Here is a 24,947-nt window from a genome sequence, read left to right on the forward strand (position 1 = left end):
CCTTGGCGGCCGGGCGCCTCGACCGCGAGCTGGAGCGCTACCTCGTCCCCGGCGAGACGGTCGTGACCGTGGTCCGGCAGCACTGGTTCTCGCAGGTCCGCCCGATCGCCCTCTTCGTCGGGCTGCTGTTCCTCGCGACCTTCGTCGAGGCCGAGTCCCCGCAGACCCGCGGTGGCGCGTTCCTCGCCAACGTCTTCTGGTATGCCGCGCTGGCCGGGGGGTTCTACCTTCTGTGGCGCTACCTCAACTGGCGCCACGACTGGTTCGTCGCCACGGACAAGCGCTTCCTGCTCTTCTACGGCTTCCTCCGTCGCAAGGTGGCGATGATGCCGCTGACCAAGGTCACGGACATGACCTTCGACCGCTCCCTGCTCGGGCGCATCATCGGCTACGGCACCTTCCTGCTCGAGTCGGCCGGCCAGGACCAGGCCCTCGGGCACATCGAGTACGTCCCCGACGCCGAGCGGCACTACCGCGCGATCTGCACGGTGCTGTTCGGTGCCGACGCCCCGGTCGACCCCGACGACGAGTGGGTCGAGGACGGTGACGACGACGGCCCCGACGGGCGCGTCGGGCTCGGCGGCCACGGCCCCACCGGTCCGGGCGGGGACGACGGCTGGTCACCCGACCTCGACAGCGGCTGGGAGGACACCACGATGTCGGGCGGGGACGACGGATGGCGGCACGACCCCTATCGCCGGACACCCGGCATACGCAATCCTGTGCGTGACCGGCACGACATCGCGCCGCCTCACGAGACGCTGTACCAGAGCCCAGACCTCGTCCGGGCCTCACGAACGGCTGACACCGGGGAGATCCCGGTCATCCGTCCGATCCGGAGTCGCACCACCAGACGAAAGGGCCGGCCATGAGCGTGTGGAGGACGAAGTCGATCGAGCAGTCGATCGCCGAGGGTGACGAGCCGGAGTACCAGCTCAAGAAGCGCCTGAGCGCGCTCGACCTCACCGTGTTCGGTGTCGGCGTCGTCATCGGTGCGGGCATCTTCACCGTCGCGGGACGTGCGGCCAACACCCTCGCTGGCCCGGCCATCCTCATCTCCTTCGTCATCGCCGCGATCTGCTGCGGCCTGGCAGCGCTCTGCTACGCCGAGTTCGCGTCGACGATCCCGGTCTCGGGGTCGGCGTACACGTTCTCCTACGCGACCCTCGGCGAGCTGGTCGCCTGGATCATCGGCTGGGACCTGCTGCTCGAGCTCATGCTCGGCGCGGCCGTCGTGGCCCAGGGGTGGTCCGCCTACCTCGGGGTGCTGTTCGACCGCCTGGGGATCACCATCCCCGAGTCGGTCGCGTACGGCTCGTCGTTCGACCTGCCGGCGTTCCTGCTCGTCGCCGTGCTGACGGTGCTCGTGTCGATCGGGATCCAGGAGTCGATGCGGGTCAACCTGGCGCTGGTCGCGCTCAAGGTCTTCATCGTGCTGTTCGTCATCTTCGCCGGCATCGGCTTCATCAAGACCGCCAACTACTCGCCCTTCATCCCCGAGGCCGTCCCGACGCAGGGCGAGGGGTCCACGCTGGAGGCGCCGCTCATCCAGACGCTCTTCGGGCTCACCCCGTCGGCGTTCGGCATCGGCGGCATCCTCGCCGGCGCGTCGCTCGTCTTCTTCGCCTACATCGGCTTCGACGTCGTCGCGACCACCGCCGAGGAGGCGCGCAACCCCGCCAAGGACCTCCCCCGCGGCATCCTCGGCTCGCTGCTCATCTGCACGGTCCTCTACTGCGCCGTCGCCATCGTCATGACGGGCATGGTCCGCTACGACCAGCTCTCGCCGGAGGCGTCGCTGGCCCAGGTCTTCGAGGACGTCGGCAAGCCGGGCTACGCGACCCTCATCGCCGCGGGCGCCGTGGCCGGTCTCACCACCGTCGTCATGACGCTGCTCATCGGGAGCTCGCGCGTGGTCTTCGCCATGTCGCGCGACTGGCTGCTGCCGGCGAGCCTGGGCAGGACCAACGCGCGCACCGGCACCCCGATCAAGATCACGGTCGGCATCGGGCTCATCGTCGCCCTCACCGCGGCCCTGACGCCGATCGGCAAGCTCGAGTACATGATCAACATCGGCACGCTCACGGCGTTCTTCCTCGTGTCGCTCGCCATCCCGGTGCTGCGCCGCCGCCGCCCGGACTTCCACCGGCCGTTCACGGTGCCGTTCTCGCCGTGGCTGCCGTGGGCGTCCGCCGCGATCTGCGCCTACCTCATGCTCACCCTGCCGCTCGAGACGTGGATCCGCTTCGCGATCTGGATGGCGCTCGGGTTCGCGCTCTACTTCCTCTACGGCTACAAGCGCTCCCGGCTCGCCATGGGCGCCCAGGAGGACGTCCGCGCGGCGGCCCGGAGCAACCCGACGCCCTGACAGCTCGCTGACACCGGCCCCCGGCGACGTGGGGCGAATTCGGAGAACCAGCAGGTGGCGCGGGCAGCGCGTCGTTACACTTCCGGTCGGTCTCCACTCGGGTGACCCCGACCCGAATGGCACACCATGAAGCACCTTCGGACGGCCGCCATGCTGCCCGTCATCCTCCTGTCCCTCCTCGTGCACGGATCAGCCGACGCGGCGACCGCGGCTGGACCCTTCTCGGCGTTCGTCATGCGCGACCTCGACGGGGTCGGCCACTACACCGAGCCGCACGCGCCTGCCGAGGTCTGGGAGGAGCCGACCACACCGATCACCGTCACGCAGCCGTCCGCTGGCACGCTGGTGGTCACGGCCGGCTCGTCCGTCGCGGTTGCGCGCCTGAAGACCGGGGACGGATCGGCGCTGGCGGTGGGGACCTACCCGCTGCGGCCCGCCGAGACCCTCACTGCCGGCTCCGTCAACCTCCACGTCGTCGGTGGGACGCTCGACAACGACTACGCGTCAGGGACCGTCACCGTGCGCGAGCTGGTCCGCGACACCGCGGGAGCAGTGACGGCCTTCGCCGCGGACGTCGACGGAAGCCATGCCGGCCACGACTCGTGGACCAAGGGCCCACGCACCATGAACCTGCGCTACCGCAGCACGATCGGCTATGCCGCGGTTCGCAGCAGCTCGCACGCCTATCCCGGGGGGGCCAGCCTGGGCACCGCCGCCTCGACCTCGGTCACCATGACCGTTCGCGGCACCCAGCCGGTGCGCTTCGGAGCGGCGTACGGCGACGTCGACCCGACACCCGCCGTTGACCCGGGTCCGCTGGAGATCGTCACGGACGGGTGCGTGGGCCGTCAGCTCAGCCCAGGACAGTCGTGCACGGTCTCCGTCCGCGTCGTACCCGTCACCACGGAACAGGTCAACGGACACTTCGTGGTCCCGGACGACACCACGTCCGCCAGGACGTCGCTCAACACGTATGCCAGCGGTTATGTCGACAGATCCGGCCGCTACCAGGAGGTGGCCCCCACCCGCCTCTACGACAGTCGCTCGGGAAAGGCGTTCGGCGCCGGTGAGACACGGCGCATCAAGGTCACAGGTCGGGCCGGGGTCCCGGCCGGTACCGGCTTCTCCGTCGTGCTGAGCGTGACCGCGGTCTCGCCGACGGGCGACGGGCACCTGACCACCTTCCACCAGCTGCGACCCGCGTCGTCGAACGTCAACTACCGCAAAGGAGTCACCCGCGCGAACCTCGTGACGTCGCTGGTGTGGACGGACGGGACGGTGGCGGTCTACAGCAGCAGCTCCACGCACGTGCTCGTCGACGTCCTCGGCTACTTCGACCCACCGTCGTCCGACGGGTCCCACCTGCAGCCGCTGGACCCCAGCCGCGTCCTCGACACACGCTACGACGCCGAAGGCGCCCTGGCTCCGGGCGAGGTCGTGGACGTGGTGCTGGATCTCGGACCCGAGACCAACCCCGATGTGACCGGCGTGGTCGTCAACCTGACGGCGGTGGCCCCGAAGGGCTCGGGCTACCTGACCGCATGGGATGGTGATGCCGCTCCGCCGACCGTCTCTTCGCTCAACTTCACCCCCGGTGCGACCGTGCCCGTGCTGGCCTTCGTCCCCACGAGCCACCTGGACGACGGGACGGTGGTCTTCTCGGTGAAGAACGGGTCTGCCGGTGCGACGCATGTCCTGGCCGATGTCGTGGGCTATTTCGACGAAGCCTCGATCGAGGGCCTGCGCTACTTCCCGACCGGCGGCGAGCGCCTGCTCGACACCCGCTATGGGACCGGCCTCTCCGGGCCCTTCGGCGGGGCCCAGAGTCGGGACGTCAGGCTCGGGAGTCCTTGGTACAAGCACGATGACACGGTTGGGCTGCTGCTCAACCTCACGGCGGTCAAGCCCACGGCACCCACCTACCTGACCGTGTGGGACCGTCTGCCCGGCGAGAGCCCACCCTTGGCGAGCAACCTCAACGCCCGGCCCGGAGACGTCGTCGCCAACGCCGCACTGACGTTCCTCACCGCCACCGACACCTTCGGCATCTACAACAGCAGCGGCTCGACCCACGTCATCGGTGACGTCCTGGGAGTCTGGGACCTCTACCCCGGCAGCCGAGGAGCGGACACCCTTGCGCCTGCGCGCCAGGACGTCTCACTTCGGAGCAGCGCGTCCCGGGACTGAGCTCGACGACCCGATGCCGGCGCGCGATCGACGGCCGGCAGCGCCGGCACCCGTCCAGCACCAAGTCGGTCTCGGGGACGCCGGGCGCACGGGCCGGTCGACGGAGCAGGGCGACCCGCTTGCCCAGCACGAAGACGTCCCCTGCGAACATCTCGACGTAGGTCCAACCGTCGTCCTCGGCGAGGTGGCGCGTGGCGACGTCGGCTCGCGCTGGGCGACCCACTCGAGGACGGCGTGTCGGTCTCTCTCGACGGCCGGTCAGTCCGAGGCGGGTCGCGGGGCGACGGGGCAGGGGGGAAGGCGGGTCAGAGGGCGGTGAGGATGTCGTCGACGCGCTGCTTGGCGTCGCCGAAGAGCATCTGCGAGTTGTCGCGGAAGAACAGCGGGTTCTGCACCCCCGCGTAGCCCGTCGCCATCGAGCGCTTGAAGACGATGACGTCGCGCGCGTTCCACACCTCGAGCACCGGCATCCCGGCGATCGGCGACGTCGGGTCCTCGGCGGCCGACGGGTTGACCGTGTCGTTCGCACCGATGACGAGCACGACGTCGGTGGAGGGGAAGTCGTCGTTGACCTCGTCCATCTCGAGCACGATGTCGTAGGGCACCTTCGCCTCGGCGAGCAGGACGTTCATGTGCCCCGGCAGCCGCCCTGCGACGGGGTGGATACCGAAACGGACGTCGACTCCCCTGTCCCGCAGGCGCTTGGTGAGCTCCGCGACCGGATACTGCGCCTGCGCCACCGCCATCCCGTAGCCCGGCGTGATGATGACCGACGACGCCTCGCGCAACAGCTCGGCAGCGCCGTCGGCGGTGATCTCGCGGTGCTCGCCGTAGTCCTTGTCGTCGCCGACCACGACCTCCTGCCCGAACCCGCCGGCGATGACCGAGACGAACGAGCGGTTCATCGCCCGGCACATGATCCAGCTGAGGATCGCACCCGACGCACCGACGAGCGCGCCCGTGACGATGAGCAGGTCGTTGCTCAGCATGAAGCCGGCCGCGGCCGCCGCCCACCCGGAGTACGAGTTGAGCATCGACACGACGACGGGCATGTCCCCGCCGCCGATCGACGCGACGAGGTGCCAGCCGAACGCCAGTGCGATGCCCGTCATGACGAGCAGCGGCACGAGCGAGTGGGACTGGACGTACCAGACCATCAGCAGCACCGACACGACGAGCGCCGCGAGGTTGAGCCAGTGGCGGGCCGGCAGCATGAGCGGCGACGAGGAGATCCGCCCCGACAGCTTGAGGAAGGCGACGATCGACCCGGTCAGGGTCACCGCACCGATGAAGACCCCGAGGAACACCTCGACCGAGTGGATCGTGTCGGACGCGTCGCCCTCGGTGAGGTGGCTGTTGATCCCGACGAGCACCGCCGCCAGGCCGACGAAGCTGTGCAGCATCGCGACGAGCTCGGGCATCTGGGTCATCTCGACCCGGCGCGCGCGCCAGAGGCCGATCACGGCGCCGATGGTCATCGCCAGCGCGATCAGCAGCAAGGTCGAGACCGCGTGCTCGGACCGCGACAGGGTGAGCCAGACGGTCGCACCAAGGGCGATCACCATGCCGGTCACGCCGAAGGCGTTGCCCTCCTTGGCGCTCTCGTGCCGCGAGAGGCCCGCGAGGGAGAGGACGAAGAGGACGGCAGAGACGATGTATGCCGCGGAGACCACGTTCGCTGTCATCGTCGCCTCAGTCCTTCCGGAACATCTCGAGCATGCGGCCGGTCACAGCGAAGCCTCCGAAGATGTTGATGCTGGCGACGAGGATCGCGAGGAACGCGAGCGTCTTGACGACGAGGTCGTCGGAGTCGATCTGCAGCAGGCCCCCGACGACGATGATGCCGCTGATGGCGTTGGTCTCGGCCATGAGCGGCGTGTGCAGGGCGTGCGACACGTTGGAGATGACGTAGAAACCGACGATCACCGAGAGGGCGAAGACGGTGAAGTGCCCGAGGAAGGCGGCGGGTGAGGCCGAGGCGACGAGCGCGAAGACCAGTGCACCGAGCGCCATCCAGAGGTACTTCAGGCGCGGGTCGCGCGGCTTCCTCGGCTCCTTGGGAGTGACGGGAGCGGCTGCGGGAGCGCCGGCTGCCTGCCCTGCCGAGACCTGCACCGGGGGTGGCGGCCAGAGCACCTCGCCGTCGCGCACGACCGTCATCCCTCGCTGCACCGGGTCGTCGAGGTCGAGCGTGAGCTGGCCGTCCTTCTCGGGGGTCAGCAGCTTGAGCAGGTTGACGAGGTTGGTGCCGAACAGCTGGGACGCCTGGGTGGGCAGGCGCCCCGGCAGGTCCGTGTAGCCGAGGATGGTCACGCCGTTCGGAGTCACGACCTTCTGGTCGGCGACCGACCCGGCGACGTTGCCCCCGTTGGCCGCCGCCATGTCGACGATGACCGACCCGGGCTTCATCGACGCCACCATGTCCTCGTCGAGCAGCCGGGGAGCCGGCCGCCCGGGGATGAGGGCGGTCGTGATGACGATGTCGACGTCCGCGGCCTGGGCGGCGTACAGCTCGGCGGCCTTGCGGTTGAAGTCCTCCCCCGTCTCCTTGGCATAGCCATCGGCGCTGGGGCCGGTGTCCTCGACCTCGATCCGCAGGAACTGCGCGCCCATCGACTCGACCTGCTCGGCCACCTCGCTGCGCGCGTCGAAGGCTCGCACGACGGCGCCGAGCGAGCCGGCCGTCCCGATCGCAGAGAGCCCGGCGACTCCCGCACCGACGACGAGGACCTTGGCGGGCGGGACCTTGCCGGCGGCGGTGACCTGACCCGTGAAGACCGACCCGAACTCGTGGGCCGCCTCGATGACGGCCCGGTAGCCGCCGATGTTGGCCATGGACGACAGGACGTCGAGCGACTGGGCACGCGAGATGCGCGGCACCGCGTCCATCGCGAGCGCTGTGACACCGCGCTCCGCCAGGGCGGCGACGAGCTCCGGACGGAGCGCCGGCGACAGCAGGCTGACGACCGTCTGGCCGGCGCGCAGGCGGTCGACCTCCTCCGGGGTGGGCGCGTTGATCTTGAGGATGACGTCGGTGTTCCACACCTCGTCACCGACGACGTCCGCCCCGGCCCTCACGTACGCGACGTCCTCGAACGTCGCGCGGCGGCCCGCACCGGACTGGACGAACACGGCATATCCGAGTCCGAGGAGCTGCTCGACCGTCTTCGGGGTCGCAGCGACACGGGTCTCGCCAGGCAACGACTCCAACGGCACACCGATGCGCACGGGAACCTCCTCGTCCGGGGACAGTCATTCGACGGGAAACCTACTAGGCGCCGGTCGGTGCGTGCCGACCGTGTGACGGCGACGACGAGGTTGTCGCGATGGGAGACCTTCCATCGCTCCCCCGCAAGCGCTCCTTGGCTACGGTCGTCGCATGGACGACACGATGCTGTGGGTGGTCGGTGTGATCGGGTTCGGCGTCGTGCTCGCCGCCCTCGTCTGGGTCCTTCGGCACCGCGACCACGTCGCGCCGGAGGACCACCTCCGGGCCTACGCCGCGCCTGCCGTCACCGGGACCGGCACCCCGGGCCGGGGCGGCGCCATCGTGGGCGGCAGCCAACCGGTCGACGACACCACCGTCGTGGACGAGACCGTGCCGCTGAGCCGGCTGGGCGGGGCCGGCTGGCGTGACGGCGGAGAGCCCGACCCGACGCCGACCACGCACGCGTATGCCGTGCCCGCCGAGCCGTGGGTCGACGGACAGCCCGGCTCCGACACCCTGCCCGGGGCCACTCCGCAGCAGCACGTGCGGGTCGACGACGCCGACGTCAGACCCGTGGCCGACCAGGTCGCCGACGAGCGACGCGGCGGGCACTGGTGAGAACCGTCCACCGGACGTGACGAAGCCCCGCCGGACGTGGTCCGGCGGGGCATCGTCACTGTGGGGTGGTCCGGGTCGGCGTCAGCCGTCCGACCGGTTGAAGCCCGCCTTGCGGGCGGCGTCCTCGTCGTAGAACCACACGTCCGGCTCGGCGGAGTCGTAGCCGGCGGAGCCCGGCGTGACGTAGGTCATCGAGTCGCGGTAGGCCTGCACGGGGTGGTCGCGCGGCTGGGCGCGGTCCCCGAACGGTGCAGCGGAGCCGACGCCGTAGCCACCGTCACGAATCTCGTCGACCTCGGAGGTCCGTCGGCCCGACTCACTCCCACCGGAGCCGGTGTCCGGAGCGCGTGTGTCGGAGGCGCGGGTGTCGCCGTCGTCGTCGGTGTTGACGCGGTCCGTCCCGTCGGGCCAGTGGCTCGCGTCCCCGCCCTCGGAGCGGTCGCGCGAGTCGCCCCCTCCGAGGAGGTCCTCGTCCGAGACCCGCTCGGAGCGCCTCTCGGTGAGGCGGTCCGTGCCGTCGTTCGCGTCGGAGCGGGAGTCGACGTCGGCGTCGGGGTCGGAGTCGGAGTCGGAGTCGGAGTCGGACGAGTGACGCCCGGTCGCTGCCGCACCGGCCGCCGTCGCGCCCATCGCGGTGGCGCCGGTCGACGTGCCCTCCGACGAGGTGTCCGCCGTGCGGGAGTCGTCGTCCCACGTGTCCTCGGTGGTGGGCTCGTCGGAGCGACGGTCCGCCGTGGCGTCGACGTCGTGCCGGTCGTCGCGCGACCCGTCGAACGTGTCGGCGCCGTCGGAGCCGTGGGAGTCGTCGGTCCGGTCGACCGGCGAGGGCTCCTCCGCGGGGAGCGGCTCGGTCGAGGCGTAGTCCTCGACGTCGTTGATGATCACCATGTCGTCGTTGTCCGCCGCAGGGTCGTGCCGCGTGGTGTCGCGCGTGTCGTCCGTGCCGTCGAGGTCGCGCCCGGTGTCCGACGTGGTGTCGAGGTCGTGGGGCGTGTCGGCGGTGCCGCGGGTGTCGTCCGGGTCCCGGGCGTCCTCGTCGTGGTGGGTCATGTCGTGTGCCTGCCTCTCTCCGTGCTCGACACGGCCGGTCGATCCGCCCGTGGTGTTCTCGGCAAAAGCTGCATCGTCGTGCGAGCGCTGGTCGCCCGCCACCCATTCGTCGCCGTGGTGGCCGTAGTCCACGCCGGACGCGAGGCGCTGGGCCTGCTCGTCGCTCACGTCTCCCCGGCTCGCGGCATACGCGCTCCCGATCACGGCGGCCCCGGCGCCGGTGGCAGCCGCACCGCCGACACCGGACGAGCGGTCCCGGTCGGCCGGCTCATCGAGCGGCCGGACGTGGTCGTCGAGGTCCTCGGGCAGCGGTCGCGGGTCGTTCTTGTCGACCTCCACGTCCGGGTCGAGCTCGTCGGCGCGCCGCAGCTCGGCCTCGTGCTGGAGCCGGGCCCGCTCGAGCTCGTCCTGGTGGCGGCGCGCCTCCTCCTCGGCCCGCTGGGCCTCGCGCGCGCTCTCCTCGGCCCGGCGGGCCCGCTCCTCCGCCTCGTGCCGGGCGAGCGCCGCTCGCTCGTCGGCCTGCTGGACGAACGTCTCCTGGCCGCGGATGGCCGAGCCGCGCTCCTCGGCAGCGGCCCGGATGCTGGCGGCCTCGGTGCGCTGCTGCTCGAGCTTCTGCTTCTTCCCGCGGGAGAACAGCCACCACGCCAGGAACAGCAGGGCGAGGACGACCAGTGCGCCGATGAGGTACTTCATGAACGATGTGCTCCTGACGTGGAGGTCGGGTGGACACCCGCTGACCCCACAAACTACCGGCCTGCCCGCACGGAAAGCGGTGTATGCCGGGGCAGGCTCAGGCGCCTGCGTCGAGCCCCAGCTCGCGAGCGGTGATCTCGCGCATCTCCACCTTGCGCACCTTGCCGGTCACGGTCATCGGGAAGTCGTCGACGACCCGCACGTAGCGGGGGATCTTGTAGTGCGCGAGCCTGCCGGTGGCGAACTCCCGCAACGCCTCCGGCGTCAACGGCTCTGCGCCCTCGCGCATCCGGACCCAGGCGGCGAGCTCCTCGCCGTACCGCTCGTCGGGGACGCCGATGACCTGGGCGTCGACGACGTCGGGGTGCGTGTAGAGGAACTCCTCGATCTCGCGCGGGTAGACGTTCTCGCCGCCGCGGATCACCATGTCCTTGATCCGCCCGGTGATCCGGAGGTAGCCGTCGTCGTCCATGACGGCGAGGTCGCCGGTGCGCATCCACCCGTCGACCAGCGCCTCCGCGGTCTTGTCCTCCTGACCCCAGTAGCCCAGCATCACCGAGTACCCCTTGGTCCAGAACTCCCCGGCCTGACCGCGAGGCACCGTCTCGAGGGTCACCGGGTCGACCACCTTGACCTCGAGGTGCGGGGCCACCTGGCCGACGGTCCCCACCTTGCGGTCGAAGGTGTCGTCGGGGCGCGTCTGCGTCGACACCGGCGACGTCTCGGTCATGCCGTAGCAGATCGTCATGCCGTCGATGCCGGCCGCGATGAGCTTCTTCATCAGCTCGGCCGGGCAGGGCGAGCCCGCCATGATCCCGGTGCGCACCGCACCGAGGTCGTACTCGGCGAAACTTGGCAGCGCCCACTCCGCGATGAACATCGTCGGCACGCCGTAGAGGCTCGTGCACCTCTCCTCGGCGGTCGCCGCGAGCGTGAGCTCGGGGTCGAACCCGGGCGCGGGGATGACCATGCAGGCGCCGTGCGTCGTCGCCGCGAGGTTGCCCATGACCATCCCGAAGCAGTGGTAGAAGGGCACGGGGATGCAGATGCGGTCATCCTCGGTGTAGCGGCAGACCTCCCCGACGAGGTAGCCGTTGTTGAGGATGTTGTGGTGGCTAAGCGTGGCGCCCTTGGGGAACCCGGTCGTGCCGGAGGTGTACTGGATGTTGATCGGGTCGTGGGGGTCGAGCTCGGCACCGACCAGCTGGAGCCGCTCGTCGCTGACCATGTCGGCGCCCTCGAGCAGCTCGCCCCAGGTCGGGCCACCGATCACCCAGACGAACTCGAGGTCGGGGCAGTCGCCGCGGACCTCGTCGATCATCGAGACGTAGTTCGAGCTCTTGAACGACTCCGCGGTGAACAGCCCGCGGATGCCGGCCTGCGCGAGGACGTAGCCGAGCTCGTGTGATCGGTAGGCCGGGTTGATGTTGACGAGGATGACCCCCGCCTTCGCGGTGGCGTACTGCACGACCGTCCACTCTGCGCAGTTCGGCGCCCAGATGCCGACGCGGTCGCCCTTGGCCAGCCCGGCGGCGACCAGCGACTTCGCGAGCCGGTCCACGTGCTCGCCGAAGACGGCATACGTCCAGCGCAGTCCCTGGGCGCGATCGACCAGCGCCTCGCGTTCGCCGAACCGGGCCACGGTCGCGTCGAGGTTGGCACCGATCGTCTGCTCGAGCAGGGGCGGCTCCTGGGGCCCACGCGCGTGTGACAGTGCCGTCTCGGTCGAGCTGTTTCCCATGACCATCCTCTGCCGTCGGTAGAGGCCGAACGTACCCCGCGCGCCGCGCCGTGGGTAAGGTCACGGCCATGGACGAACGTGAGGGTGAGGCCATCCCCGAGGGCGCAGTCGTCGTCGGCATCGGGAACAGCGACCGTGACGCCGAGTGCCTCACCTGGGCGGGGAACTCGGCCCAGCGTTCCGGGAGCCCGCTGCACATCCTGCACGCGCACGACCTCAACGCCGAGCTGACCGCGATCGACCCGGTCGCGGGCAACTCGATCTCGCTCGGGCCCGAGGGCGACATCGGCAACGAGAGCCTCGTCGCCGAGACGGTGGCTGCCGCCCGTGAACGGTGGCCCGAGCTCGCCGTGACCGGCAGCCAGCCGTTCGTCCGGCCCGAGCAGGCCCTCATCGACGCGTCGGCCGTCGCGCGCCTCATCGTCGTCGGCGCCGCGCGAGCGAGCACGCTGCAACGCCTGGGCCTCGGGCGCCCGTCGCTCGCCGCGGCCATGCACGCCAAGTGCCCTGTCGTCATCGTCCCGCAGGGGTCACGGACCGACGCCGAGGGCCCGGTTGTCGTCGGCATCGACGGCTCCTCGCACAGCGCGGCCGCCGCGGAGCGCGCCTTCTGGATCGCCGAGCTCCGCCGGGCGCCGCTGACCGCGGTCATCACCTGGAACGTCGAGGTCGTCGACGGCATGGTCGTCACCACGCCCGACACCGAGGCGTGGAACGCCGTCGAGGCGAGGTACCGCGCGGTCGCCGACCGCATCGTCGAGCCGCTGCGTGCCGCCCACCCCACCGTCGACTGCACGGTCGAGGTCCTGCACGGTGCACCGGCGAAGGTTCTCGCCGAGCGGTCCGCCGGTGCCGGGCTCCTCGTCATGGGGACCCGTGGCCGCGGCGGGTTCGCCGGCATGCTGCTGGGGTCGCAGAGCCAGCGGGTCCTGGAGACCGCCGCCTCCCCGGTGATGCTCGTGCGCGCCGAGCCGACGAGCTGAGCAGGCGCGTGAGCGGCCGACGCGACCGGTTCCGCGGTTCCATCGTCGGCGTGGGCTCGACCTCGGGCATCCGCGTCGTGCTCGGCCGCTGGCACACCACCCCGTTGGGTCCGTTCGCGGACGTCATGGTCGAGACCGGTGCCGGACACCGGATCCTGCTCGCGCCGTCGCAGGTCGTCGCCGACTACGTCACCGCGACCTACTCCTTCGACGAGGTCCGCATCGAACCGGTCGTCGTCACGGAGCAGGGTGACCGGTGGTCGGTGACGTCCGACTCGCTCTCGCTGGACGTCACCGTCGGCCCGCGTATGCCGCTCGGCTGGCTCCTGCGCGCCGTGCCACCACGCCTCGGCGCGAGTCCCACCTGGGCCCGGGTCGTCGCTCCGGTCGCTCGTGTCGTCATGCCGGGCGTGCGGACGGTGGGGACGGCGCTCGAGGGACGCCGGGAGTTCTACGGCGCGACCGACCTGCGCCGGGTCACGGCGATGCGCGCCACCCTCGACGGTCGCGATCTCGGGGCGCTCGCCGACATCGACCCGCCGTGCCGGTTCGGGTTCTCGTCGACGCCACGCACGCCGTCGGTGACGACCGTCGTCACCACGGTCGTCTCCGGCTGAACCGAGCACGACCGGAGGCAACCGTGGGCATGCGGAGGGTTCGGTTCCCTCCGGACCCCGACGCTTCCCTCATGGGGAGCAAAAGTGGGGGCGACGCGACGCGACGCGAAACGGTCGCGCGGACGGCATACGCCGCCTGACAGGATGCGGTCATGCGCCAGATCGTCCAGAGCAAGAAGCTGCAGCACGTCCGGTACGACGTGAGGGGACCGATCCTCGTCGAGGCCCAGCGGCTCGAGGGCGAGGGTCACAAGATCCTCAAGCTCAACATCGGCAACACGGCTCCGTTCGGGTTCGAGGCGCCCGAGGCGATCGTCGCCGACATGGTCCACAACCTGCCGGAGTCGCAGGGCTACTCGGACTCCCGTGGCATCTACTCCGCCCGCACCGCCGTCGCGCAGTACTACCAGTCCCGAGGGCTCACCGAGACGGTCGTCGACGACGTCTGGATCGGCAACGGTGTCTCCGAGCTGATCTCGATGGTGCTGCAGGCCTTCGTCGACGACGGCAACGAGATCCTCGTGCCCGCACCGGACTACCCGCTGTGGACCGGTGCGGTGACGCTCTCCGGTGGCACGCCGGTGCACTACCGCTGCGACGAGGCGAACGGGTGGAACCCCGACCTCGACGACATCGAGTCCAAGATCACCGAGAACACCCATGCGCTCGTGGTCATCAACCCCAACAACCCGACGGGAGCGGTGTACTCGGAGGAGGTCGTGCGCGGGCTGGTCGACATCGCCCGCCGCCACCGGCTCGTCCTCATGGCCGACGAGATCTACGAGAAGATCCTCTACGCCGACGAGGCGGTCACGCCGGTCCACCACCACGTCGCCACCTTCGCCGAGGACGACGTCCTCTGCCTCACCTTCAGCGGGCTGTCCAAGGCCTACCGCGTCTGCGGCTACCGCGCGGGCTGGGTCATGGTGTCGGGACCGAAGCACCTGGCCGAGGACTTCCTCGAGGGCCTCACCCTGCTCGCCAACATGCGCATGTGCGCCAACGTGCCTGCGCAGCACGCGATCCAGACCGCGCTCGGTGGCTACCAGTCGATCAACGAGCTCATCGTGCCGGGCGGTCGCTTCTACGAGCAGATCAAGCTCGCCAACCGACTGCTCAACGACATCCCGGGGGTCACCTGCGTCGAGCCGCACGGGGCGCTCTACTGCTTCCCGCGGCTCGACCCGGAGATGTACGAGATCGAGGACGACCAGCAGTTCGTCATCGACCTGCTGCGCGCCAAGAAGATCCTCGTCACCCACGGCACCGGCTTCAACTGGTTCGAGCCGGACCACTTCCGGCTCGTCACGCTCCCGGACCCCGAGGTGCTCACCGAGGCGATCGGCCGGATCGCGGAGTACCTCGAGACGATCCGCCGCTGACCATGGCCGTCCGGTCGAGCGACCTCGCACTGGTGGCCGTCGGCGGCGTTGTGGGGGCACTGCTGCGGTATGCCGTCGGCACCGCGGTCCCGCAGCCGGCCGGCGGGTGGCCGTGGGCCACCTTGACGGTCAACGTCGTGGCGTCGCTGCTCCTCGGCGTCCTCGCGGGATGGGCACACTGGCGTCACGCGGCCCACTGGGTGCGGCCACTGCTCATGTCGGGGGCGCTCGGCGGGTTCAGCACCTACTCGGCATTCGCCGTCGACACGGTGGTGCTGGCCGAGGCTGGACGAGGCGGCCTGGCTGCGGGCTACGTCGTCGTGACGCTCATCGGGTGCGTCGGCGCGGTCGCGATGGGCAGCACTGTGGCGCAACGGCTCTGGCGGCAGCCGTGACCACGGTGCTGCTCGTGGCCCTGGGCGCGGCGGTCGGCGCGCCCCTTCGCTACGCCGTGACGCAGGCACTGCGAGACCGCGGTGCGACGAGCCACGCCGGGACCCTCGTCGTCAATGTTCTCGGCTCGTTCGTGCTCGGCCTGCTCGTCGGCAGCGGCGTGCGCGATGACGCCCTGGCCCTCCTCGGCACGGGGTTCTGCGGGGCGCTCACGACGATGTCCACGCTGGCGCTGGAGGTGTGGGACTCGACCGTCGAGGACCGTCCACGACACGGCGTCGCGACGCTCGTCCTCCACCTCGTGCTCGGCCTCGGCGCCGCCTGGCTGGGGTGGACCCTCAGCGGCTGAGGGCGGGTCAGCCCGGACGTGGAACCTGTGCGGCGAGTCTGGTCGGTGCCTGGATGCAGTAGGAGTCGGTGAGCAGCTCGGCGAGCTCCTCCCAGTCGGTGCCGTCGTCGAGGAGCAGCCCGACGACGTTGCCGCCCCAGCCGGCCCTGAAGTAGGGCTCGCCCATGTGCTGGAAGGCCACCACCTCATCCGGCTCGGCGCGGAAGGTGATCCGGAACCGCTGGTCCTCGCCGCCGAAGACGTGCGCGACGGTCGCTGACCGCACGCGCCACGCCAACCCCACCCACGCGTCGTCCTCACGGACCTCGGGGAAGCGCGAGAGGATCGTCGAGAGTCGCTCGATCCACTCGAGAGGGACCTCCGGTCGCGTGACGGACGCCATGGGACCGACCCTAGAGCGCGGCTCCGACACACCGGTATGCCGGCCGCTCGACGTGAGCGACCGGCATACCGGGGTGGTCTGGACGAGGCCAGTCGCTACTGGACGACTCCCATCGCGTTGACGATCCCGTCACCGTAGAAGGAGTTGAACTCTGGTGTGCCGACGCACGCGGCGGTGAACTCGGCGCTGCGGCCCTCGGGCTCGTAGGACCGGACACCGCCGGCCGGGCAGGCCGTGTCCGTGGCGGTGTCCATGAGCAGGGCCCGGGTGGTGGCCGGGGCCAGCGAGAACGTGCCCGTGGTGGCACCGGTGCCATGAGCGCCGACCGCGAGGGCGGCGACTCCCGCAGCGTGCGGCGAGGCCATCGACGTGCCCTGGAACCAGGCGTAGTAGGAGCAGGTCGACTTCTGGTCGGGCTGCCGCCTGTCGGTGCACTGCTTGATGACACCCGCGTCACGACCCGGCTTCGTGATGTTGCCGTTCTTGTCGACCTCACCGGTCTCCTCGAGCGACTGCAGGGAGACGGTGGAGAGGATGAGGTTGCCGTTGGTGCGGTAGGTGTCCGTGCCGATGCCGTCGCGGAACCAGCCACCCGGAGCCGCGACCTCGAGCTCACCGGAACCGAGGTCGGTCGCGTAGTTGGAGTAGTCCGACTTCATGCCCGACGGACCGACGGCGGAGACCCCGATGACGTGGGGGCCCTCGACGGGCAGGTCCCAGCAGGTCTCGTTGTCGATGGTCCGGGGGTGCTCCGTGCCGCCGGGGTAGTCGGGGCTGGTGAGGTCGGTGCGGGGGTTGCTCAGGTCCTCGTGGTTGTTGCCGAGGGCGCCGACGAGCGTGACGTTGCGCGAGCTGGCGTAGTCAAGGGCCCTGGTCATCGCCGCGATGATGAGGTCCTGCTCCGCGGCCTCCTCCGGGCTGTCCTCCGGGGCACCGCCGGCGCAGTTGTAGAGCCACGGGTCGACGTAGAACGACATGTTCACGACGTCGAGGCCGACGTCGCCGGCATAGGTGAGGGCGTTGGTGACCGGGCCGAGGAAGAAGTAGCCGCTGTCCTGACCACCGCGGATGTTGACGAGGTCCACGTCGGGCGCGATGCCGCTGAGACCGAAGCCGTCGAGGGCTGCGCCGATCGTGCCGGCGACGTGGGTGCCGTGGCCGTTCTGGTCGACGTCGGCCGGGTCCGTGCAGTCCGCGGTGTCACATGGTCCGTCGATGTCGGGCATGTCGGTGGTGAAGTTGCGGGAGAGGGTGCTGTCGAAGTTCTCGGCGAGGTCGAGGTGCGACCCGTCGAGCCCGGTGTCGAGGATGCCGACCCGGACCTTGTCACCGGTCTCGACCTTGTGCGCCTCGAAGGCGTCGATCATCTCGAGCCCCCAGAGGTGCCCGTCGAGGGGGTCGTGCCCGGCAGGAGGCGCCGGCGTGGACGTGTAGGTGCCGTTGGCGCGCGTCTTGTCGAAGACGTGCTCCTTCATCACCGGGTCCGGCTTGGCCCGCTGGGGTGCGGCCCCGATCGAGCGGTCATGGGCGGCGCCCTGGACGCCCTCGAGCGCCCGTGCCCTGGCCACGAGCGAGCTCGACCCCGTCACGGTGACGAGCCCGATCCTCGCGTTGACTGACGTGACCTTGCCCCCCGCCTTGCGGAGCTGGTCGGCGATGTCCGTGACGCTGGCGCCGGTCTTCGCCAGGACGACGTAGCTCCCATTGCCGGTGGTGGCGGCAGTCGGTGCGCTGGAAACCGCCGTGGCGGTGGCCGTGCCGGCAACGGCAGCCACGAGGGCTGCTGCACCGGTGAGAGCGGTCATGCGAGTTCGTCGCATGCGTTCCTCCTCCATGAGGGCGCGCTCCGTTGCGCGCCATCGACCCAACGTAGGCCTGCGAACTCGCTGGCAACAGCCCTTCGGTCCGATTTCTCGCGGCGGCGTGCACCATCGCCCGTGCGCCGCGGAAGGGGGCGCCTCCCCCGGGTCCGCCTATGCTTCGCCGCATGCCCAAGCGCCGTCGCACCGGACCGCTGCCGGACGTCTTCGAGACGTTCGCGCACCGGGTGGACGAGGCGGAGGAGGTCGGCGCCCCCGTCGACGCGGCCCGGGTCGCCAAGGGTGCCGGCATCTCGCTCGGCCTCATGGTCCTGGCCGGGATGGCGTTCGTCCTCGGCTTCTGGGCCGGCACGCGCAACGAGCCCGACCTCGCCTACGACCACCTCATCTGGGAGGCGGTCGTCAAGGTGGGGTTTGCCGCCCTCTGCGGGCTGCTCGCCACGGCGGTCGTGCTCGCCCTGGCGACGCTGGCGATCGGCATCCCGTGGGTGCAGCGCCAGCGTGAGCGGCGTCGCTGACCGGTCCTACTTCAGCTGGCTCGAGCTCATGCCGAGGAGGCGACGAGCCACGACGAGCAGCTGGATCTGCTGCGTCCCCTCGAAGATGTCGAGGATCTTTGCGTCGCGAGCCCACTTCTCGAGCAGCTCCCGCTCGGCGTATCCCGTGGCGCCGGCCAGCTCGACGCAGGCGAGGGAGACGTCGACACAGGTGCGGCCGGCCTTCGCCTTGGCCATCGAGGCCTCCATCGAGTTCGGCCTGCCGTTGTCGGCCATCCACGCCGCCCGCAGGGTGAGGGCGTGTGCCGACTCGTACTCGGCCTCCATCCCCAGCAGCCGTGCGGCGGCCGCGTGCTGGACGTGGGCCGGCCGGTCCCAGTCGACGGTGACGCCCGCACCCGCAAGCAGCTCCGTGGTCGTGTCGAGACAGGCCCGGGCCAGGCCGAGGGCCATCGCGGCGACCAACGGCCGGGTGTTGTCGAAGGTCTGCATCGCGCCACCGAAGCCACCCTCGACCCGGATCTCCGAGTCCCCGAGCAGGTCCTGAGCGGGCACCCGGCAGTCGTCCAGGAGGAAGGCCGCGGTGTCGGACGCCCGGATACCGAGCTTCTGCTCGAGGCGGACCAGCTTCAGCCCCGGGTTGGACCGGCTGACGACGAAGGACCTGATCGCCCGCTTGCCCAGCGACCGGTCAAGGGTGGCCCACACGACGACCAGCTCGGCCCGCTCCCCCGAGGTGACATAGATCTTCTCGCCGTTGAGGACGTACTCGTCCCCCTCCCGCACGGCCGTCGTGCGGATGGCGCCCGAGTCCGAGCCGGCCTCGGGCTCGGTGATGGCCATCGCCGCCCACCGACCGGCATACCTGGCCTTCTGCTCCTCGGTGGCGACGGCGGCGATGGCCGCGTTGCCCAGGCCCTGGCGCGGGATCGAGAGGGTCAGCCCGACGTCACCGCGGCAGGTCTCGAGGATGGACAGGACCGAGGAGAGGTTCGACCCGTTGCGCACCGCCGACGTGGCGGCGTGCGCCTCCCCCGACCCGACCGCCGCGACGGACTGGGTGGCCCCGGCCCCCTGGCTCGCCCCGGCCGAGCTCATCCCGTCGATGACCGCGGACAGCAGGTCGAGCTCGCGTGGGTAGGCGTGCTCGGCGAGGTCGTAGGTGCGTGAGATCGGCCGGAAGACCTCCTCGGCCACCGCCCGCGCGCGCTCGATCAGCGGCCGGAACCGGCGCGGAACCTCGAGGTCGATCACGGCTGTCCTTCCGAGCGGTCCGTCATGCCGGTATGCCGGTCACACGAGCAGGGTGCCCTCGAGGACACCCGCTCCACGGAGGTCACGGAACCAGCGCTCGTTGTCGAAGTCCTTGACGAAGCCGTGGCCCCCGAGGAGCTGGACGGCGTGCGAGCCGATCGTGGTGGCATGAGCCGCGGTGAGGGCGCGGACCTCACCCACGAGCTGGACCGCGTCGAGGCCGGCGTCGAGCCGGGCGGCTGCCTTGAGGGTCGCGAGGCGCAGACCCTCGAGCTCGATGGCGATGTCGGAGACGAGAAACGCGACCGCCTGGCGCTGCCCGATGGGCTCACCGAAGGCCTTGCGCTCCTTGACGTAGCCGATCACCTGGTCGAGCACGGCCTGCCCGGTGCCACACGCCGCCGCGGCCCACGCGACGCGTGCCCGTCGGACGGCGTCACGGTGGTCGGCGACGGTGCCGAGCAGGTTGGCCCGTGGGACGTGGACGTCACGAAGCACGACGCGCCCGGTGCGCGCGGCCCGCACCCCCATCGCAGGGTCGTCCTCGACGGTGATGCCGTCTCGGGTGCGCTCCACGAGGACGAGACGGGCCTCGCCGTCGAGCATCGCGGAGACGACGAAGAGGTCCGCGCTGTCGGCCCCGGCAACGATCGCCTTGGTGCCGTTGAGGATGAGCGAGTCCTCCTGTGTCGCAGCGGTGGTGGAGAGGTCGAAGGGGTCGAAGAGCACCTGGGGCTCGTGAAGGGCCAGGGCACCGGCCGCGAGGGGTGCGTGGCCGGTGAAGTGTGGCAGGAAGGTCGCCTGCTGGTCAGCGTCGCCGTAGAGAGCCAGAGCGGTGGCGACGGCTGCCGTCGCCATGTGCGCGACGGCGATGCCCATGTCACCCCGGGCCAGCTGCTCGAGGACGAGCACGCCGGTGACGGCCGACCGCTCCTCCGCGATGCCCCCGAGCTGCTCCGGCACCCCGATGAGGGTGAGACCCATGTCGTCCATCGCACGCCGCACCTCGGACGGGACGGTGCGGTCAGCGTCCGCGCGTCCACCCGCTGGCCGGAGGACCTCGTCCGCCAGCTCGCGGGCGGCCTCCTGGAGCATCTGCTGGTCCTCGGACGGGGTGAGGTCGTAGACCCCCCGGCGCTGCGTCCGGCTGGGTCGGGTGGCCTGCCCGACTCCACGCACCCGGGCGAACGCCCGGCCGGCCGCCACCTGGGCACGGAAGCCGGAGTGCGCACTGCAGCCGAGCAGTCGCTCCATCCTGCCCCGCACGATCGGGTCGGCCATGGACGGCAGCCCGCCGACTCGCGCGATGAGTCGCAGGCCGAGGCGCTGGCCCCGGTCCGCCACCCCCGACGGGTTTCCCGCCATGCGTGGAGTCCCTTCGGAAGGCGTCAGGTTGTGTACGGCCGCGGTCCCGGGGCTCGGATGTCCGGCATGACGCGTTCCGCTCCTCTCAGCGTACCCCTGCTTGGCTCGCGGTAACCACGTCTTGGCAGGCCCCCATCGTCAGAACGGCGGGTCGTCCTTCGGTGGTGGGGGAGCTCCTGGGAGGTCGACGTGGAGCGGGCGTCCCTGGTGGGGTTCGGTCACCCAGTCGGTGCGCACGGGAGGTCGGGGGCGGGTGTCGGCCTGGGCGAGGTGGAGCAGGCGGGTCAGGGTGAGCTCGAGGAGGGTTTGGACGAGGCCGGGGTCGACGGTTGGGTCGTGGGGGGGTGGCGGCTCGTCGAGGCACGTCGCAGCGGTCGTCGGTGGCGGGGGGAGGTGGAGGCGGTCGAGGTGGTCGACGGGGGAGGTGTCGGTGGTGCGGCCGCCGGGGTCGGTCCAGTGCACGATCCCGTCGGGGTCGAGTCGGGCGGTCCAGCCGGGTCGTTGCTTGACCCGGTGGTGGCGCCGGCAGAGGCAGATGAGGTTGGTGGCGGTCGTGGGTCCCCGAACACGGGTTCGATGACAAGAGTTGTCCACAACGAATTCCGTTGTGTAGCAACAGAATAGGAAGATCAGCCTTTCGGCGCGCGGTGGACCGCGATCTCCCTGCCGAGGTCCCATCCGGGCACGAGCGGCAGAGTGTCGCCGCTCCAGAACCTGCCCGGGTCGTACCAGTTCATCGGTGCGTCGGGATGCAGCAGCCCCATCTCCTCGTAGGTCAGCGCGACCACCTCTGCGCAGTAGGCGACCTCCGGACGCAGCGCCTTGAGGTCGAGGTCGCGACGAGAGAGGTGCGCGTCACGACCGCTCAGCCAACGCCATGCGAGCCGTCCCGTCGAGGGGAACGAGACGCCGTCGAGCCGGGCGACGCAGCGCAACACCGCATCCTCGTGCTGCTCGCTGACCTCGGGCGTCAGCTGGCGCAGCCAGGCGCGCTGGTCGTACGTCTCCTGCCACTGCGTCACCGCCTCGCGCAGGTCGTGCAGCTGCACCCCACGGTGGTGGTCGCCCGTCCACACGTCCTGCAGCGACTTCCCCAGCTCCGCGTGCCACATCAGCGGCGGCAGGTCCTCGAGGACGACAGCCATGCCGACGTGGTTGACCGGCGCGTTGGTGGCCGTCTGGATTGCCCGGTCGGCGAGGGAGCGGCCGCGGAAGATCCACACGTCCCCGGTGCGGGTCAGGTCGACGGCCTCGTCGAGCGAGAGCCCCTCGGAGGGTGCAGGCGTCGAAGGCATGCGGGCAGCGTATGCCGCACGCCCGGCATACGCTGCCCGCATGCAGTCGAACTGGTGGAAGCTCCTCGGCCTGGCTGGCATCGTGTCGGTGGTGGCGACGGGAGCCGTGGCGGCACGCAACGAGCGGCAGCGTCGGGCCTATACGCCTGACGAGGTGCGAGAACGCCTGCACGCGCGGCACGCCCGCGCCCAGTCGCAGCGTCCCTGACGACCGAGATCCTCAGATCCAGAGAGACGTGCAGCGGATGTAGCCGCCACCCTTGGCGAGCTCGTCGACGTGCGGGGTGATGACCGACAGCCCGGCGCTCTCGACGTCGGCCCTCAGCTGCGGCGCGCGGTCGCTCATGACGACCGTCGTGCCCGTCGAGACGAGGTTGCAGGCGAAGGCCTCGCTGGCCTCCTGCTCCGAGATCTCGATGGTGTCGACGGTGTCGAGGCAGGCAAGGACCTCGCGACTCTCGGGGGTGAACGCCTCGGGACAGTAGGCGATGAGGCCCTTGCCGGTCGCGTCCGGCTCGCGCAGGACGGCGAGCGTGAGGTCGATGTCGTACCAGTAGCTGTCGGGCCAGCCACTGACGACGTTGGTCACCGGGCGCCCGGCGTCGTCGAGGAGGGGAAGCGTCTGGAGCTGGATGCGCTCGAGACCGAAGTGCTGCGCGGCATACTCCAGCGCCGCCTCGTCGGAGCGGTAGCCCGCGCCGCAGAACACGAGGTCCCCGCAGACCAAGGCGTCGCCCTGCCCGCTGAAGCGCCACGGCTGCGGCAGGTGCTCGATCCGGTAGCCGAGCTCGGTGAGACGGTCCTTGGCCCACGCCTCCTCGGACTGGCGTGACGGCGGGAGGGTCGCCATGAGCGCACGGCCGTCGCGGACCAGCGCCCAGTTGGCGGTGTAGACGCCGTCCTGGCTCGTGGGGGGCGCGTCGACGGTGACGATCTCGGCGCCGGCGCGACGCAACGCGTCCATGATCCCGCGGTGCTCGGTCTCGGCCTTGGCCGTGTCGACGGTGGCGCCGTCCTCGTAGTACGGGTTGAGCTTGTGGTCGTTGCCGAAGTAGTGGGCGGACGACATGAGCAGCGTCGAGTTCAACACCGTCGGACTCCCGTGCGGGGTGTGGGGCGCGCCTCACGGAAACGGAGACTCGGGGGCACGCTACCCCCTGACGGGCCTCAGTCCGGCACGGGTGCGGCGATCTGGGCAGCCATGTGGCCGGCGCCGTAGCCGTTGTCGATGTTGACCACGGCCACCCCGGGAGCGCAGCTGTTGAGCATCGTCAGCAGCGGCGCCAGACCCTCGAACGCGGCGCCGTAACCCACTGATGTCGGCACCGCGATCACGGGCGCGGAGACGAGGCCCGCGACCACTCCCGGCAGGGCGCCGTCCATGCCCGCGACGACGACGATCGCGCGGGCCGACCGCAGCTGGTCCAGGCGGGACAGGATGCGGTGCAGCCCGGCCACCCCGACGTCGACGACGAGGTCTGCGCTCCGGCCGAGGTGTCGGGCGACGAGCAGCGCCTCGGTGGCGACGGGGAGGTCCGAGGTGCCGGCAGCGACGACGAGGACCCCTCCCCCGGTGGGCTCGGGCGGCTCCGGCGGCCACGCGAGCAGCCGCGCGGTGAGGTCGTGGGCCGCGTCCGGCAGGTGTGCCAGCACGGCCCGGGCGTGGTCGTCACCGGCCCTCGTGAAGAGCGTCCGGACTCCCCGGGCCCCGACCTCCGCGGCGATGGCACCGACCTGCGCGGCAGTCTTGCCCTCGCAGTAGACGGCCTCGGGGTAGCCACGGCGCGAGGCCCGGTCGAGGTCGAGCTCGGCGATGTCGCGCAGGGCCTCGCCCGGCTCCCACGGCACCTCAGTCACGCGCCGCCGCCACGAGGGGCAGGGTGAACGCCCCGGACTGGATGCCGGCGAGGTCCACGGTGACGAACCGGAACCCGGCCGCTCTCACGACCGCCTCGACCTCGCCACGCACGAGGGGGTCGGTGGCGCGGGGGATGTCGGCGGACGCCAGCTCGATCCGCGCGACCTCCCCGTGGTGCCGCACGCGGCAGTCCGCGAAGCCCAGCGAGCGCAGCCCCGCCTCGGCCGCCTCGACCTGGGCCAGCTTCTCGGGCGAGACCTCCTCGAAGTGGGGGATCCGCGAGGCGAGGCACGGCGCGGCCGGCTTGTCGGCGCACGGCAGCTCGAGGATGCGGGCGACGCGGCGCACGGCCGCCTTGTCGAGCCCGGCGTCCGCGAGCGGTCGCAGCACGTGGTGCTCGGTCGCCGCCCGTGAGCCGGGGCGGTCGGGGCGCTGCGCATCATCGGCGTTCTCGCCGTAGGCGACCGCGTCGAGACGGTGCGCCACCACCACCGTGTCGTCGATGCGGGTGAACAGCTCGTCTTTGCAGTGGAAGCAGCGGTCCGGACCATTGCGCTGGTATGCCGGGTTGTCACCTTCATGGGTCAGCACCTCGACGACGGGCACACCGATGAAGGCAGCCACCTCGTGGGCCGCGGTCCGTTCGGCCGTGGCGAGGCTGGGCGAGACACCCAGGAGGGCGACGACGCGCGCCGGCCCGATCTCGAGTGATGCCAGGGCGAGCAGGGTGGCGGAGTCGACGCCGCCGGAGTAGGCGACCCCGACGCGGTCGAACGAGGCGAGGGCACTCCTGACCTGCTCGACCGCCCCCTGGTCCGCGCCGAACGTCAGGTGCTCCATGCCCTCACCTTCTCACCGTTCGGTGCGTGGCCAGCCCGTGCGGG

At 70.9% G+C, this 24,947-nt stretch carries 24 protein-coding genes; 11 read left to right on the top strand and 13 right to left on the bottom strand.

Going from position 1 to position 24,947, the window contains the following annotated elements:
• Positions 1 to 2: 2 nt before the first annotated feature.
• The 3 genes from ACOJV9_RS12280 to ACOJV9_RS12290 all read left to right on the top strand — a co-directional run bounded on the left by ACOJV9_RS12280 (position 3) and on the right by ACOJV9_RS12290 (position 4,555).
• Positions 3 to 872 carry a PH domain-containing protein gene (locus ACOJV9_RS12280; protein ID WP_420185499.1) on the top strand — a complete coding sequence of 290 codons (870 nt, stop codon included), beginning with the start codon at positions 3 to 5 and terminating at the stop codon, positions 870 to 872.
• Positions 869 to 2,368 (top strand): amino acid permease, encoded by a 1,500-nt coding sequence (locus tag ACOJV9_RS12285; RefSeq protein WP_420185500.1) that lies wholly within the window; start codon positions 869 to 871, stop codon positions 2,366 to 2,368. The genes ACOJV9_RS12280 and ACOJV9_RS12285 overlap by 4 nt, the downstream gene beginning before the upstream one ends.
• Before the next feature lie 126 nt (positions 2,369 to 2,494).
• Positions 2,495 to 4,555, top strand: a complete 2,061-nt coding sequence (locus ACOJV9_RS12290) for a hypothetical protein (RefSeq protein ID WP_420185501.1) — start codon at positions 2,495 to 2,497, stop codon at positions 4,553 to 4,555.
• A gap of 305 nt (positions 4,556 to 4,860) precedes the next feature.
• Here the strand turns inward: ACOJV9_RS12290 and pntB are convergent, their stop codons facing one another.
• Together pntB and ACOJV9_RS12300 are read right to left on the bottom strand one after the other, a co-directional pair.
• Positions 4,861 to 6,240 carry a Re/Si-specific NAD(P)(+) transhydrogenase subunit beta gene (gene pntB / locus ACOJV9_RS12295; RefSeq protein ID WP_420185502.1) on the bottom strand — a complete coding sequence of 460 codons (1,380 nt, stop codon included), beginning with the start codon at positions 6,238 to 6,240 and terminating at the stop codon, positions 4,861 to 4,863.
• A gap of 7 nt (positions 6,241 to 6,247) precedes the next feature.
• Entirely contained in the window at positions 6,248 to 7,783 is a 1,536-nt protein-coding gene (locus ACOJV9_RS12300) for a Re/Si-specific NAD(P)(+) transhydrogenase subunit alpha (protein WP_420185503.1), read from the bottom strand.
• A gap of 151 nt (positions 7,784 to 7,934) precedes the next feature.
• Here ACOJV9_RS12300 and ACOJV9_RS12305 point away from each other — a divergent pair, with 151 nt between their 5' ends.
• Positions 7,935 to 8,381 carry a hypothetical protein gene (locus ACOJV9_RS12305; protein WP_420185504.1) on the top strand — a complete coding sequence of 149 codons (447 nt, stop codon included), beginning with the start codon at positions 7,935 to 7,937 and terminating at the stop codon, positions 8,379 to 8,381.
• Positions 8,382 to 8,462: 81 nt separating this feature from the next.
• Here ACOJV9_RS12305 and ACOJV9_RS12310 read toward each other — a convergent pair whose 3' ends face one another.
• Together ACOJV9_RS12310 and ACOJV9_RS12315 are read right to left on the bottom strand one after the other, a co-directional pair.
• On the bottom strand, positions 8,463 to 10,127 hold the full coding sequence (locus ACOJV9_RS12310) for a sunset domain-containing protein (RefSeq protein ID WP_420185505.1): 1,665 nt from the start codon (positions 10,125 to 10,127) through the stop codon (positions 8,463 to 8,465).
• Positions 10,128 to 10,224: 97 nt separating this feature from the next.
• Positions 10,225 to 11,868 carry an AMP-binding protein gene (locus ACOJV9_RS12315; protein ID WP_420185506.1) on the bottom strand — a complete coding sequence of 548 codons (1,644 nt, stop codon included), beginning with the start codon at positions 11,866 to 11,868 and terminating at the stop codon, positions 10,225 to 10,227.
• 68 nt (positions 11,869 to 11,936) lie between these two features.
• On the opposite strand from ACOJV9_RS12315, the gene ACOJV9_RS12320 reads away from it, so the two are divergent.
• The 5 genes from ACOJV9_RS12320 (at position 11,937) to ACOJV9_RS12340 (ending at position 15,592) form a co-directional block, all read left to right on the top strand.
• A complete protein-coding gene (locus tag ACOJV9_RS12320) occupies positions 11,937 to 12,851 on the top strand; it encodes a universal stress protein (protein ID WP_420185507.1) in 915 nt (304 codons plus the stop codon).
• Between the two features lie 8 nt (positions 12,852 to 12,859).
• Complete coding sequence (locus ACOJV9_RS12325) at positions 12,860 to 13,468, top strand: hypothetical protein (protein WP_420185508.1); 609 nt, start codon at positions 12,860 to 12,862, stop codon at positions 13,466 to 13,468.
• 152 nt (positions 13,469 to 13,620) lie between these two features.
• Positions 13,621 to 14,850, top strand: coding sequence for a pyridoxal phosphate-dependent aminotransferase (locus tag ACOJV9_RS12330; RefSeq protein WP_420185509.1), 1,230 nt, complete (start codon positions 13,621 to 13,623; stop codon positions 14,848 to 14,850).
• Between the two features lie 2 nt (positions 14,851 to 14,852).
• Entirely contained in the window at positions 14,853 to 15,245 is a 393-nt protein-coding gene (locus ACOJV9_RS12335) for a fluoride efflux transporter FluC (RefSeq protein WP_420185510.1), read from the top strand.
• Positions 15,242 to 15,592, top strand: a complete 351-nt coding sequence (locus ACOJV9_RS12340; protein ID WP_420185511.1) for a fluoride efflux transporter FluC — start codon at positions 15,242 to 15,244, stop codon at positions 15,590 to 15,592. Before ACOJV9_RS12335 ends, ACOJV9_RS12340 begins: the two co-directional genes overlap by 4 nt.
• 7 nt (positions 15,593 to 15,599) lie before the next feature.
• Here the strand turns inward: ACOJV9_RS12340 and ACOJV9_RS12345 are convergent, their stop codons facing one another.
• A complete protein-coding gene (locus tag ACOJV9_RS12345) occupies positions 15,600 to 15,974 on the bottom strand; it encodes an MmcQ/YjbR family DNA-binding protein (protein ID WP_420185512.1) in 375 nt (124 codons plus the stop codon).
• A 95-nt stretch (positions 15,975 to 16,069) separates the two neighbouring features.
• Positions 16,070 to 17,794 (bottom strand): S8 family serine peptidase, encoded by a 1,725-nt coding sequence (locus tag ACOJV9_RS12350; RefSeq protein WP_420185513.1) that lies wholly within the window; start codon positions 17,792 to 17,794, stop codon positions 16,070 to 16,072.
• A 167-nt stretch (positions 17,795 to 17,961) separates the two neighbouring features.
• Here ACOJV9_RS12350 and ACOJV9_RS12355 point away from each other — a divergent pair, with 167 nt between their 5' ends.
• The gene (locus tag ACOJV9_RS12355) at positions 17,962 to 18,312 is read left to right on the top strand and encodes a hypothetical protein (RefSeq protein WP_420185514.1); all 351 of its coding nucleotides are present in this window, start codon (positions 17,962 to 17,964) and stop codon (positions 18,310 to 18,312) included.
• Between the two features lie 6 nt (positions 18,313 to 18,318).
• Here the strand turns inward: ACOJV9_RS12355 and ACOJV9_RS12360 are convergent, their stop codons facing one another.
• The 4 genes from ACOJV9_RS12360 to ACOJV9_RS12375 form a co-directional block, all read right to left on the bottom strand.
• Entirely contained in the window at positions 18,319 to 19,545 is a 1,227-nt protein-coding gene (locus ACOJV9_RS12360; RefSeq protein WP_420185515.1) for an acyl-CoA dehydrogenase family protein, read from the bottom strand.
• 39 nt (positions 19,546 to 19,584) lie between these two features.
• A complete protein-coding gene (locus ACOJV9_RS12365) occupies positions 19,585 to 20,910 on the bottom strand; it encodes an acyl-CoA dehydrogenase family protein (RefSeq protein WP_420185516.1) in 1,326 nt (441 codons plus the stop codon).
• A gap of 138 nt (positions 20,911 to 21,048) precedes the next feature.
• Complete coding sequence (locus ACOJV9_RS12370) at positions 21,049 to 21,372, bottom strand: hypothetical protein (RefSeq protein WP_420185517.1); 324 nt, start codon at positions 21,370 to 21,372, stop codon at positions 21,049 to 21,051.
• Positions 21,373 to 21,539: 167 nt separating this feature from the next.
• On the bottom strand, positions 21,540 to 22,205 hold the full coding sequence (locus ACOJV9_RS12375; protein WP_420185518.1) for a hypothetical protein: 666 nt from the start codon (positions 22,203 to 22,205) through the stop codon (positions 21,540 to 21,542).
• A 40-nt stretch (positions 22,206 to 22,245) separates the two neighbouring features.
• On the opposite strand from ACOJV9_RS12375, the gene ACOJV9_RS12380 reads away from it, so the two are divergent.
• On the top strand, positions 22,246 to 22,413 hold the full coding sequence (locus tag ACOJV9_RS12380; protein WP_420185519.1) for a hypothetical protein: 168 nt from the start codon (positions 22,246 to 22,248) through the stop codon (positions 22,411 to 22,413).
• A gap of 12 nt (positions 22,414 to 22,425) precedes the next feature.
• Here the strand turns inward: ACOJV9_RS12380 and ACOJV9_RS12385 are convergent, their stop codons facing one another.
• The 3 genes from ACOJV9_RS12385 to larE all read right to left on the bottom strand — a co-directional run bounded on the left by ACOJV9_RS12385 (position 22,426) and on the right by larE (position 24,903).
• Positions 22,426 to 23,295 (bottom strand): dimethylarginine dimethylaminohydrolase family protein, encoded by an 870-nt coding sequence (locus ACOJV9_RS12385; RefSeq protein ID WP_420185520.1) that lies wholly within the window; start codon positions 23,293 to 23,295, stop codon positions 22,426 to 22,428.
• A gap of 77 nt (positions 23,296 to 23,372) precedes the next feature.
• Complete coding sequence (gene larB / locus ACOJV9_RS12390) at positions 23,373 to 24,062, bottom strand: nickel pincer cofactor biosynthesis protein LarB (protein WP_420185521.1); 690 nt, start codon at positions 24,060 to 24,062, stop codon at positions 23,373 to 23,375.
• Complete coding sequence (gene larE, locus ACOJV9_RS12395) at positions 24,055 to 24,903, bottom strand: ATP-dependent sacrificial sulfur transferase LarE (RefSeq protein ID WP_420185522.1); 849 nt, start codon at positions 24,901 to 24,903, stop codon at positions 24,055 to 24,057. Before larE ends, larB begins: the two co-directional genes overlap by 8 nt.
• Positions 24,904 to 24,947: the final 44 nt, after the last annotated feature.

This window comes from Knoellia terrae, from assembly GCF_048606435.1.
GTDB classification, from domain to species: Bacteria; Actinomycetota; Actinomycetes; order Actinomycetales; family Dermatophilaceae; genus Knoellia; species Knoellia terrae.